Genomic DNA, 11,612 nt, shown 5'->3' with positions numbered 1-11,612 from the left:
GTTCGTCGCTGAGCGCGCCGCGCAGCTTGGCCAGGGTCGCGGTCAGGGTGAACAACGCCACCAGCTGGGTGGTGAACGCCTTGGTCGAGGCCACGCCGATCTCGGCGCCGGCGCGGGTGTAGTACACCAGCTTGCTCGCGCGCGGGATCGCGCTCTCGGGCACGTTGCAGATCGACAGGGTCTTGTCGTGGCCCAGCGACTTGGCGTACTTCAGCGCCTCCATCGTGTCGAGGGTTTCGCCCGACTGCGAAATCGTCACGATCAGCTGCTTCGGGTTCGCCACCGCCGCGCGGTAGCGGTACTCGCTGGCGATCTCGACCTGGCACGGCAGCCCGGCGATGGCCTCGATCCAGTAGCGCGCGGTCAGGCCGGCGTAATAGCTGGTGCCGCAGGCCAGGATCTGCACGCCTTCGACGCCGGCGAACACGTCCTCGGCCTTGGCCCCGAACAGCGACGCGCTGAAGCCGTTGTTGTCGATCACCGCCTCGATGGTGTCGGCGATCGCGCGCGGCTGCTCGTGGATCTCCTTCTGCATGAAGTGGCGGTACGGGCCCAGCTCCAGCGAGGCCAGCGACACGTCCGACAAATGCACCTCGCGCTCGATCGCCGCGCCGTCCGCGTCGAACACCCGCACCGCGGCGCGGGTGATCTCGGCGGTGTCGCCCTCTTCCAGGAAGATCACCCGGCGCGTGGCCTGCACGATCGCCGAGACGTCGCTGGCGACGAAGTTCTCGCCCTCGCCCAGGCCCACCAGCAGCGGGCAGCCCATGCGCGCGGCGATCAGCCGGCCCGGCTCGTTCAGGCTCACCACCGCGATCGCGTAGGCGCCGACCAGCTCGCGCGCCGCCGACTGCACCGCGGCGAGCAGGTCCAGGCCCTGGCGCAAATGGAAATGCACCAGGTGCGCGATCACTTCCGTGTCGGTCTGCGATTCGAACGCATAACCGGCCGCGCGCAAACGCTCGCGCTGCTCGTCGTGGTTCTCGATGATGCCGTTGTGCACCACCGCCAGTTCGCCGAAGCTGATGTGCGGATGCGCATTGGCCTCGGTCACCCCGCCGTGGGTCGCCCAACGCGTGTGGCCGATGCCGACCTGGGCGTTGAAGCCCTCGGCCTGGGCCGCGTTCTCCATCTCCGCCACGCGCCCGGTGCGGCGCACCCGGCGCAGCTGCGCGCCGTCGAACACGGCGATGCCCGCCGAGTCGTAACCGCGGTATTCCAGCCGCTTCAGGCCATCGATCAGGACCGGTACCACATCGCGATCGGCGATCGCGCCAACGATTCCGCACATGCTGGAGTCGCTCCAAGAAATGTGACCGCATTCTAGCTGCGGACGCGCCCGCACGGTGTCCGCGCGGACGCCCTGTCCGGACGGACGGACGCGCGGACAGCCGCCCCACCTCTTTCAAATCAATAACTTGAAGTTGGCACGGGATGTGCTTGGTATAGGGCAGAGTCCCTGCCGAGCGCCTTCGATGAGCATCCGCGACACCTCCGCCCAAGACCACCGCGTCGCCCCCGCCGCCGGCCAGTCCCGTCGCCGCCGGCAATGGGCGCTGGGCGCCGCGGCCGGCGCGCTGGTGCTCGGCGCCGGCGCCTGGGTCGCGGCCGGCTGGGCCGCCGGCGGCGCCTCGGTGTCGGCCGAGCGCCTGCGCATCGCGCAGGTCAAGCGCGGCGACCTGGTCCGCGACATCGCCGCCGACGGCCGCGTGATCGCGGCCAACAACCCGATCCTCTACGCCATCGCCGGCGGCTCGGTCGATCTCAAGGTCGTGGCCGGCGACGTGGTGCGCAAGGGCCAGGTGCTGGCCGAGATCGACAGCCCGGAACTGCGCAGCAAGCTCGCCCAGGAGCAGTCCACCCTGGCCGGCCTGGAAGCCGAGGCCAGCCGCGCCGAACTCGACGGCGAACTGGCGCGCTCGACCGCGCGCAAGGAATTCGACCAGGCCGGCATCGACCGCGTCGCCGCCGAGCGCGACCTGGAACGCTACAACCGCGCCTTCGAGGGCGGCGCGGTGGCCAAGGTCGACGTGGCCAAGGCCCAGGACGAATTGAAGAAAGCGCAGATCGGCCTGAGCCACGCGCGCGAAGGCCTGGGCCGCCAGGACCGCAGCGCCGCGCTGGACACGCGCAACAAGCGCCTGCTGGCGCAGCGCCAGGCCGCCATCGTCGCCGAGGCCCAGCGCCAGGTCGATGCGCTGACCCTGCGCGCGCCGTTCGACGGCCAGGTCGGCCAGGTGCAGGTGGCGCAGCGCGCCAACGTCGCCATCAACGATCCGGTGCTGAGCGTGGTCGACCTGGGCGTGTTCGAGGTCGAGATCAAGGTGCCGGAAAGCTTCGCCCGCGACCTGGCCATCGGCATGCCGGCGCAGATCGCCGGCAACGACGGCAAGTCCTACGCGGCCAAGATCTCGGCGGTGTCGCCGGAAGTCGTCGCCGGCGAAGTGGTCAGCCGCCTGCGCTTCGCCGGCGCGCAGCCGCCGGCGCTGCGCCAGAACCAGCGCCTGAGCGCGCGCATCGTGCTCGACACCCGCCGCAACGCGCTCACCGTCGAGCGCGGGCCGTTCCTGGAACAGGACGGCGGCACCACCGCCTACGTGGTCGCCGGCGGCGTCGCCACCCGCCGCGCCATCCGCACCGGCGCGAGCAGCCTGAGCCAAGTGGAAATCCTCGAGGGCCTGCAGCCGGGAGAGCGCATCGTCGTCTCCGGCGCAGACCAGTTCGCCAACGCCGAAACCGTCCGCATCTCCGGAGAATGATCATGAACGCCGCCAACAACGCCTACGACTTCGCCCCGCACTGGAACGCCCAGGACCTGACCGATGCGGTGCCGCTGCGCCTGCATCAGCTGATCGACTTCAACCACGACGGCGAGCGCGCCGACAGCGCCAACGCCGCCACCGCCGCGCCCAAGCGCAGCCGCCTGCGCTTCGCCGCCGCGATCGCGCTGCCGCTGTTCTCGGTGCGTTGAAGCGCGCCCAATGCCGCGCGCCCGCCAGCACGCCATCCCCGCGAAGGCGCGAGTCCAGGGCTTCATCGATGCATGACGTCGAAGTCTCTGGATTCCCGCCTTCGCGGGGATGACGTCCCGAAGGCCGCGCCAGCCGTTTGCCCAACCCGACCATCCAATCCACGCTTCAAGGACACCGCCATGCTGCAGATGCGCCAGGTCACCAAGGTCTACCGCACCGAACTCGTCGAAACCCACGCGCTGCGCTCGCTGGACCTGCACGTGCGCGACGGCGAGTTCGTCGCCGTGACCGGGCCGTCGGGTTCGGGCAAGACCACCTTCCTCAACATCGCCGGCCTGCTGGAGACCTTCACCGGCGGCGAGTACACCCTCGACGGCGAGAACGTCAGCGGCCTGTCCGACGACGCCCGCTCGCGCCTGCGCAACCAGAAGATCGGCTTCATCTTCCAAAGCTTCAACCTGATCCCCGACCTCAACCTGTTCGACAACTGCGACGTGCCGCTGCGCTACCGGCGCATGCCCGCGGCCGAACGGCGCGAGCGCATCGAGCAGGCGCTGACCCAGGTCGGCTTGGGTTCGCGCATGCGCCACTACCCGACCGAACTGTCCGGCGGCCAGCAGCAGCGCGCGGCGATCGCGCGCGCGCTGGCCGGCTCGCCGCGGCTGCTGCTGGCCGACGAACCCACCGGCAACCTGGATTCGCAGATGGCGCGCGGGGTGATGGAACTGCTCGAGGACATCAACGCCCAGGGCACCACCATCGTCATGGTCACCCACGACCCGGAACTGGCCGCGCGCGCCCAGCGCAACGTGCACATCGTCGACGGCATGGCCACCGACCTGCGCGCCGAGCCGAGCCTGATCCGCGCCGCGGCGGGCGCCACCGCCGACGCCATCGCCTGAGGCCGCGCCCATGTCCGGCAACAGCCAGTTCGTCTACTACCTGCAGCTCGCCGCGCGCAGCTTCAAGCGCAACCGGGTGCTGACCGCGCTGATGGTGGTCGCCATCGCGCTCGGCATCGGCGCGGCGATGACCACCCTGACCGTGTTCTACGTGCTCTCCGGCGATCCGCTGCCGGGCCAGAGCCAGAACCTGTTCCACCCGCGCCTGGAGCCGCGCTCGATGACCGGCTACGTGACCAACCACGAGCCATCCGACAGCATGACCCGCTTCGACGCCGAAACGCTGCTGCGCGAGGCGCGCGCCGACCGCCAGGCGCTGATGACCGCCGGCAACGTGGCGATCGAACCGCGCCGCGACAACCTGCCGGCGTTCCGCCAGAACTCGCGCTTCACCTCGGCCGACTTCTTCCCCATGTTCAAGGTGCCGTTCAAGTACGGCGCCGCGTGGACCGGCAAGGAAGACGCCGACCGCGCGCGCGTGGCGGTGCTCGGCAAGACCCTCAACGACCGCCTGTTCGGCGGCGTCGACAGCGTCGGCAAGTCGGTGTGGGTGGACAACCACGAACTGCGCGTGGTCGGGGTGATCGAGTCTTGGCATCCGCAGCCCAACTTCTACGACCTGACCCTGCAGCGCGGCTTCGGCGAACCCGAAGACTTGTTCGTGCCGTTCAGCACCTCGCGCGACCTGCGCATGAATCCGCAAGGCAACATCGATTGCTGGGGCGACAGCAGCGCCTTGCCGGAAGGCAACCGCTCGCTCAACGCCGAATGCGCGTGGGTCCAGTACTGGGTCGAGCTGGGCACGGCGCAGAAGGTGGATGCGTACCGCCAGTACCTGGTCAACTACAGCGCGCAGCAACGCGCCGCCGGCCGCTTCGTGCGCCCGACCGCGCCCGAGCTCGACACGCTGATGGGCTGGCTCGACTACAAGCGGGTGGTGCCGGCCGACGTGCGCCTGCAGATGTGGCTGGCGTTCGGCTTCCTCGCGGTGTGCCTGCTCAACACGGTCGGCCTGCTGCTGGCCAAGTTCCTGCGCCGCTCCGGCGAGATCGGCGTACGCCGCGCGCTCGGCGCCACCCGCCGCCAGATCTTCGCCCAGTGCCTGACCGAGGCCGGCAGCGTCGGCCTGGCCGGCGGCCTGCTCGGGCTGCTGCTGGCCCAGCTCGGCCTGTGGGCGGTGCGGCAACAGCAGACCAGCTACTCCGGACTGGCCCACCTGGACCCGGCCATGCTCGCTTTCACCTTCGTCCTGGCCGTTGCCGCCAGCGTGCTGGCCGGGCTGCTGCCCGCCTGGCGCGCTTGCCAGGTGACGCCCGCCATCCAGCTCAAGAGCCAGTGAGGCCCGCATGGACATCCGTCCGATCCTGACCACCCTGCGCCGGCACAAGACCGCCGCCGCGCTGATCGTGTTCGAAGTCGCGCTGACCTGCGCGATCATCTGCAACGCGCTGTTCCTGATCCAGACCCGCATCGCCCGCCTCGACCGCCCCAGCGGCATGGCCGAGAAGGAACTGCTGGCGCTGCGCATCAGCGACATCAGCAACGGCAACGAAACCGACGCGCTGACCCGCTCCGACCTGGCAGCGCTGCGCGCGATTCCCGGCGTGCGCTCGGCCACCATCAGCAACCAGGTGCGCTACGGCGATTCGGCCTGGAACTCCGGCATCGGCCCCAAGCCGAGCCAGCAAGTGGAAACCGCCAGCGTCACCACGTTCTTCGCCGACGCCCAGTTGCTCGACACGCTGGGCGCCAAGCTGGTCGCCGGGCGCAACTTCAGCGAAGACGAGATCGTCGATTTCAACCAGCGCACCAAGCCCGACGCGCCGCCGATCCCGGTCGCGATCGTCACCAAGGCGCTGGCCGAGAAGCTGTTCCCCGGCCAGGACCCGCTCGGGCGCCCGTTCTACAACGGCGGCACCGACGGCATCCGCATCGTCGGCGTGATCGAGCACCTGCTGCGCCCGAACGAACTCACCGGGCCGGCGGCGGCGGATTACTCGGTGATCTTTCCCAGCCGGGTGGACTACAACAACGGCTTCTACCTGATCCGGGTGAACGATCCCACCCAGCGCAAGCAGGTGCTGGAGGCCGTCGGCCGCACCCTGAGCAAGAACGGGCCGCAGCGCATCCTCGACAAAGACTACGGCGTGCTGGAAGAGATGGCCGACAAGTTCCACCGCACCGACCGCTCGATGGTGTGGCTGCTCGGCGCGGTGTGCGTGGCGCTGCTGATCGTCACCGCGCTCGGCATCGTCGGCCTGGCCAGCTTCTGGGTGCAGCAGCGGACCAAGCAGATCGGCGTGCGCCGCGCGCTCGGCGCCACCCGCGGGCAGATCCTGCGCTACTTCCAGACCGAGAACTTCCTGCTGACCGGCATCGGCATCGTGCTGGGCATGGTGATCGCGTTCGCGATCAACCTGCTGCTGATGAAGTACTACGAACTGCCGCGGCTGCCGGTGCTGTACCTGCCGCTGGGCGCGCTGAGCCTGTGGCTGCTGGGCCAGTTGGCGGTGTACGGCCCGGCCCGGCGCGCGGCGATGGTGCCGCCGGCGTTGGCCACGCGCGCGGCCTGAGCCGCGGTCGGCCGTCGCCGGCGAAGGCATGCGCCGTACCCGGCGCCGGCGTGTCACATCGCACCGCTGGCACCCGTCAGTAGTGCCACACGCGCAGGCGCGGCAAGCTGCCGGCCTGCGCGCCCCCGCGATCTTCCGCTCCGCCCGGCGCCCGCGCCGGACGGCCCGGGATGCTGCGCCCTGTCCGTCCTTGTTCTCGTCACGGAGCCTTCCATGAGCCGAAGCTTTTCCCGCCGCGCCCTGCGTCCGGCGCTGCGCGTCGCCCTGCTGTCCGCCGCGCTCGCCGCCACGCCCGGCCTGTCCGCATTCGCCGCGCCCGCGCCAGCGCCCGCAGCCGCGGCCGACGCGCAAGCCGCCGACGTCGCCGCGCGGCTCAAGGCCTTCAACGCCCTGCTCGACGAGCAGTGGGAAGACCTGATGCTGCAACTGCCCGAGCAGGCCAGCTTCTTCGGCGACTATCGCCGCAACGACGCCTGGGCGGATTACTCGCTGGCCGGCGCTGCGCGCATGAACCGCAGCAACCGCGCCATGCTGGCCAAGTTCGAGGCGATCGACACCCGCGGCTTCGCCGAGGGCGACCGGCTCAACCACCGGTTGATGGTGGATTGGCTCAGCAGCTCGCTGCGCAGCTACGAACTGAAGACCTACGAAATGCCGCTGGACCAGTTCGTCGGCGTGCACCTCAACCTGGCCGCGCTGGCCAGCGCGTTCCCGTTCGACAACGCGCGCCAGTACCAGGACTACGCCACCCGTCTGCGCAGCCTGCCCAAGCTGCTCGAACAGGTCACCGACGTGGCCCGGCAGGGCGTCAAGGACGGACTGATGCCGCCGCGCTACCTGTTGGAAAAGGTCGCCAAGCAGTGCGACGACCTGGCCGCGCCGGCCGGCGCCGACAACGTGTTCGCCGCGTCGCTGAAGAAATTCCCAGGCACCGTGCCCGCCGCCGAACGCGAGCGCCTGCGCGGCGAGATCGTCGCGGCCATCGATGAGCAGGTGCGCCCGGCCTTCCGCGAACTCGCCCGGTTCGTGCGCGAGGACTACGCGCCGCACGGCCGCGAGCAATACGGCGTGTGGTCGCTGCCCAACGGCGAGGCGATCTACCGCGACGCGATCGAGGAATACACCACCACCCAGGCGACGCCCGAGCAGATCCATCGCCTCGGCCTGAGCGAAGTGGAGCGCATCGAGCAAGCGCAGAGCGACATCGCCCGGCGCCTGGGCTACGCCGACCTGAAGGCGATGCGCAAGGCCGTCGCCACCGATCCCAAGCACCACGCCAGCTCGCGCGAACAGATCGTGGAGGAGTACCGCAAATACCTGGCGCAGATGGAAACCAAGCTGCCGCAGCTGTTCGGCACCCTGCCCAAGGCCAAGGTGCAGGTGCAGGCGGTGGAGACCTGGCGCGAGAAGGAAGCCTCGGCCGCGCAGTACATGGCCGGCACGCCCGACGGCAAGCGCCCGGGCCTGATCACGGTCAACACCAGCGAGCCGGAAAAGCGCCTGCTGACCCGGATCGAGGCGGTGGCCTACCACGAAGGCGTGCCCGGCCATCACCTGCAGATGAGCATCGCCCGCGAACTGCCGGCGCTGCCGAAGTTCCGCACCCTGCTCGGCCAGCTCGCCTTCATCGAAGGCTGGGGCTTGTACTCGGAGGAACTGGGCAAGGACGTCGGCCTCTACCAGGACCCGTACAGCGACTTCGGCCGGCTCTCGGAGGAACTGATCCGCGCCAACCGCCTGGTGCTGGACACCGGCGTGCACTACAAGCGCTGGAGCCGCGAGCAGATGGTGCAGTGGATGCGCGAGCACTCCGACATGGAGGAACCCGACATCCAGGCCGAGACCGACCGCTACATCGCCTGGCCGGGCCAGGCGCTGGCCTACAAGATGGGCCAGCTCAAGATCCGCGAACTGCGCGCGCGGGCGCAGCGCGAACTCGGCCCGCGCTTCGACCTGCGCGCCTTCCACGACCGCGTGCTCGGCGGCGGCGCGCTGCCGTTGAGCGAACTCGATGCGCGGATCGGCGAATGGATCGCCGCGGCCAAGGCCGGCGACGCCGGCGCGACGACGGCGAAGTGAGCCGGCGCGGAGCGATGGCGTCGCGGCTGCCGCCATCGCTCCCGCGCGCCGCGCCCGCGCCCGCGCCTTCCGGCCTACGCCGGCGCCGACCCGCGCTGGCATACTCGGCACCTGGAAAGCGCGCAACAACCCGCGCTTTCCGCACCTCCCTCCGCACACGGCCCCGCATGCGCACCGTCCTGGTCATCGACGACAACCCCGCGGTCGGCACCGCCCTGGACCTGCTGTTCGGCCTGCGCGATATCCGCGTGCTGACCGCGCAATCGCCGCAGCAGGGCCTGGACCTGCTTGCGCGCGAGGACATCGGCCTGGTGCTGCAGGACATGAACTTCACCGCCGACACCACCTCCGGCCAGGAAGGCGTGGCGCTGTTCCGCGCGATCCGCGCGCGCCACCCGGACTTGCCGATCATCCTGCTGACCGCCTGGACCCACCTGGACATCGCGGTGGACCTGGCCAAGGCCGGCGCCGCCGACTATCTGGCCAAGCCCTGGGACGACCAGAAACTGCTGGCCAGCGTCGAGAACCTGCTCGAACTGGGCGCCAGCACGCGCGAGGTCAGCCGCCTGCACGAGCAGCGCCGCCGCGTCGTGCGCGAGCTGGAAGCGCGCTACGACCTGCGCGGGCTGGTGTTCGCCTCCGAACCGATGACGCGGGTGGTCGAGCTGGCCTGCCACGTCGCCCGCGCCGACGTGCCGGTGCTGATCGTCGGCCCCAACGGCGCGGGCAAGGAAAAGATCGCCGAGATCGTGCAGGCCAACTCGGCGGTCAAGGCCGGCGCGTTCGTGACCTTGAACTGCGGCGCGCTGCCGACCGAACTGATCGAGGCCGAACTGTTCGGCGCCGACGCGGGCGCCTACACCGGCGCCAACAAGATGCGCGAGGGCAAGTTCGAGGCCGCCGACGGCGGCACCTTGTTCCTCGACGAGATCGGCAACCTGCCGCCGGCCGGGCAGATGAAGCTGCTGCGCGTGCTCGAGACCGGCCGCTTCGAACGGCTCGGCTCCAACCGCGAGCGCCAGGTGCGGGTGCGGGTGATCAGCGCGACCAACGCCGACCTGCCGGCGATGATCCGCGACGGCCGCTTCCGCGAAGACCTCTACTACCGGCTCAACACCATCCAGATCGCGATCCCGCCGCTGGGCGAGCGCCGCGACGACGTGCTGCCGCTGGCGCGGCATTTCCTCGCCGACAATCCGCTCGGCGCCGGCAAGCGCCTGGGCGAGGACGCCGAGCGCGCGCTGCTCGCGCACCCGTGGCCCGGCAACGTGCGCGAGCTGCGCAACACCCTGCAGCGCGCGGCCTTGCTGGCGCGCGGCGACAGCATCGCCGCGGCCGACCTGGGCCTGCCGTCGGCGCCCGCAGCAGCCGCCGCGGCGCCGGTGGCCGGCGCCGAAGAACCCGACCGCGCCGCGATCGAAGCGGCGATCGAGCGCGCCGGCGGCGTGCTCGCGCAGGCCGCCGGCGAACTGGGCCTGTCGCGCCAGGCGCTGTACCGGCGCCTGGACCGGCTCGGCATCAAGCGCGACTGAGGAGAGCGAGCATGCGCCGCCTGCCCTTGAGTCTGGTGTTCGGCACGGTCGCACTGGCCTACCTGGCGGTGGGCGCGGCCGCGACATGGTGGCTGTCGCGGCAGATCTCGCCGCCGTGGCTGGCGCTGCCGATCGTGATCGCGGCGCTGGCGCCGCTGCTGTTCTATCACGTGAGCCGTTTGTTCGCGCCGATGAACTCGCTGTTCCGCGCGCTGGCCGGCTCGGTCGCGAGCTATCGCGACGGCGACTATTCCTTCAGCTTCAACTGGAGCGGCCACGGCGACCTCGGCGAGCTGGTGGCCAGCCACAACCGCCTCGGCGACGCCCTGCGCGAGCAGCGCTTGAACCTGGTCCAGCGCGAACTGCTGCTCGACACCATGGTGCAGAACACGCCGGTGGCGATGCTGCTGGTGGATCCCTCGCGGCGCGTGGTGCTGGGCAACCTGGCCGCGCGCAAGATGCTCGGCGAGGGCCGGCGCCTGGAAGGCCAGGACTTCGGCGAACTCATGCGCGAGGCGCCGGCGCCGATGCAGGAGGCCTTCGAACGCGGCGGCGACGGCATGTTCAGCGTCGGCGACGTCGAGAACGAGGACATCTACCACCTGTCGCGGCGCATGTTCCGCCTCAACGGCCGCGTCCACGAGTTGGTGCTGCTGCGCCAGCTCACCGCCGAACTGCGCCGGCAGGAAGTGCAGACCTGGAAGAAAGTGATCCGGGTGATCAGCCACGAGCTCAACAACTCGCTGGCGCCGATCGCCTCGCTGGCCCACTCCGGCGCCGAACTGCTGCGCCGCGGCCAGTACGAGCGCCTGCCGACCGCGCTCACCACCATCGAGGAACGCGCGCGCCACCTGGAAGGCTTCATCCGCGACTACGCCCGCTTCGCCAAACTGCCCTCGCCGCGGCTGGAGCCGATCGAATGGTCGCGCTTCATCCAGCAACTGCGCAGCCAGGTCGAGTTCGGCTACGACGGCGTGGCGGGCGAGGCGATCGCGCGGGTCGACGTGGCGCAGCTGGAGCAGAGCCTGATCAACCTGCTCAAGAACGCGCACGAATCGGGTTCGGCGCCGCAGGAAGTGCGCCTGCAGCTGCGGCGCACGCCCGACGCGTGGCGCATCGACGTGCTCGACCGCGGCAGCGGCATGAACGAGGCGGTGCTGGCCAACGCGCTGCTGCCGTTCTACTCGACCAAGCGCAACGGTACCGGCCTGGGCCTGGCGCTGGCGCGCGAGATCGCCGAAGCGCACGGCGGCCGCATCGCCCTGCTCAACCGCGAGGGCGGCGGGTTGTGCGTGTCGATGGTGCTGCCGGACTGACCGCGGCGGCGGCGTTACCGGCCGCGGGCGAGCGAAGGCGAGCGCATTCACCGGCGAGCGACACGGGCGCCGGCGCGTGCGGCGTCGCAGTCGCGGCTTGCGCCGCTCCTACCGCGAGCCAGGCGCGATCCGCAGCCCTTGTAGGAGCGGCGCAAGCCGCGACCGCGCCACCCCGAACACCGACGCGACCCTCGCACCCGGCGCCGCTCCCGCAGCGCCGATGAAACTCACGCAACGG

The 11,612-nt window shown here is 70.5% G+C and carries 9 protein-coding genes; 8 read left to right on the top strand and 1 reads right to left on the bottom strand.

Annotation, left to right across the window (positions count from 1 at the left end):
• Positions 1 to 1,291 (bottom strand): glutamine--fructose-6-phosphate transaminase (isomerizing) (gene glmS / locus BLV01_RS13080; protein WP_091799983.1); only part of this gene is annotated, 1,291 nt, incomplete at its 3' end.
• Positions 1,292 to 1,475: 184 nt separating this feature from the next.
• Here glmS and BLV01_RS13075 point away from each other — a divergent pair.
• From BLV01_RS13075 to BLV01_RS13040, 8 genes are all read left to right on the top strand, one after another.
• A complete protein-coding gene (locus BLV01_RS13075; protein WP_091799980.1) occupies positions 1,476 to 2,759 on the top strand; it encodes an efflux RND transporter periplasmic adaptor subunit in 1,284 nt (427 codons plus the stop codon).
• Positions 2,760 to 2,761: 2 nt separating this feature from the next.
• Positions 2,762 to 2,971, top strand: a complete 210-nt coding sequence (locus tag BLV01_RS13070) for a hypothetical protein (RefSeq protein ID WP_139178672.1) — start codon at positions 2,762 to 2,764, stop codon at positions 2,969 to 2,971.
• Between the two features lie 180 nt (positions 2,972 to 3,151).
• Complete coding sequence (locus tag BLV01_RS13065) at positions 3,152 to 3,874, top strand: ABC transporter ATP-binding protein (RefSeq protein WP_091799973.1); 723 nt, start codon at positions 3,152 to 3,154, stop codon at positions 3,872 to 3,874.
• Between the two features lie 10 nt (positions 3,875 to 3,884).
• A complete protein-coding gene (locus BLV01_RS13060) occupies positions 3,885 to 5,213 on the top strand; it encodes an ABC transporter permease (RefSeq protein WP_091799970.1) in 1,329 nt (442 codons plus the stop codon).
• A gap of 7 nt (positions 5,214 to 5,220) precedes the next feature.
• Positions 5,221 to 6,447: an ABC transporter permease gene (locus BLV01_RS13055; RefSeq protein WP_091799967.1), complete on the top strand. Its 1,227-nt coding sequence runs from the start codon at positions 5,221 to 5,223 to the stop codon at positions 6,445 to 6,447.
• Between the two features lie 213 nt (positions 6,448 to 6,660).
• Positions 6,661 to 8,526 carry a DUF885 domain-containing protein gene (locus BLV01_RS13050; RefSeq protein WP_091799964.1) on the top strand — a complete coding sequence of 622 codons (1,866 nt, stop codon included), beginning with the start codon at positions 6,661 to 6,663 and terminating at the stop codon, positions 8,524 to 8,526.
• A 167-nt stretch (positions 8,527 to 8,693) separates the two neighbouring features.
• The gene (locus tag BLV01_RS13045; protein ID WP_091799962.1) at positions 8,694 to 10,058 is read left to right on the top strand and encodes a sigma-54-dependent transcriptional regulator; all 1,365 of its coding nucleotides are present in this window, start codon (positions 8,694 to 8,696) and stop codon (positions 10,056 to 10,058) included.
• An 11-nt stretch (positions 10,059 to 10,069) separates the two neighbouring features.
• Positions 10,070 to 11,374 carry a sensor histidine kinase gene (locus tag BLV01_RS13040; protein WP_091799959.1) on the top strand — a complete coding sequence of 435 codons (1,305 nt, stop codon included), beginning with the start codon at positions 10,070 to 10,072 and terminating at the stop codon, positions 11,372 to 11,374.
• Positions 11,375 to 11,612: the final 238 nt, after the last annotated feature.

Origin of the sequence: Lysobacter sp. yr284 (genome assembly GCF_900107375.1) — a bacterium.
Taxonomy (GTDB): domain Bacteria; phylum Pseudomonadota; class Gammaproteobacteria; order Xanthomonadales; family Xanthomonadaceae; genus Lysobacter.
This window is presented reverse-complemented; position numbering and strand designations above follow the sequence as displayed.

Coding starts and splice junctions, on each gene's coding strand:
- BLV01_RS13075 (WP_091799980.1), top strand. CDS start 1,476: ATGAGCATCCGCGACACCTCCGCCCAAGACCACCGCGTCGCCCCCGCC.
- BLV01_RS13070 (WP_139178672.1), top strand. CDS start 2,762: ATGAACGCCGCCAACAACGCCTACGACTTCGCCCCGCACTGGAACGCC.
- BLV01_RS13065 (WP_091799973.1), top strand. CDS start 3,152: ATGCTGCAGATGCGCCAGGTCACCAAGGTCTACCGCACCGAACTCGTC.
- BLV01_RS13060 (WP_091799970.1), top strand. CDS start 3,885: ATGTCCGGCAACAGCCAGTTCGTCTACTACCTGCAGCTCGCCGCGCGC.
- BLV01_RS13055 (WP_091799967.1), top strand. CDS start 5,221: ATGGACATCCGTCCGATCCTGACCACCCTGCGCCGGCACAAGACCGCC.
- BLV01_RS13050 (WP_091799964.1), top strand. CDS start 6,661: ATGAGCCGAAGCTTTTCCCGCCGCGCCCTGCGTCCGGCGCTGCGCGTC.
- BLV01_RS13045 (WP_091799962.1), top strand. CDS start 8,694: ATGCGCACCGTCCTGGTCATCGACGACAACCCCGCGGTCGGCACCGCC.
- BLV01_RS13040 (WP_091799959.1), top strand. CDS start 10,070: ATGCGCCGCCTGCCCTTGAGTCTGGTGTTCGGCACGGTCGCACTGGCC.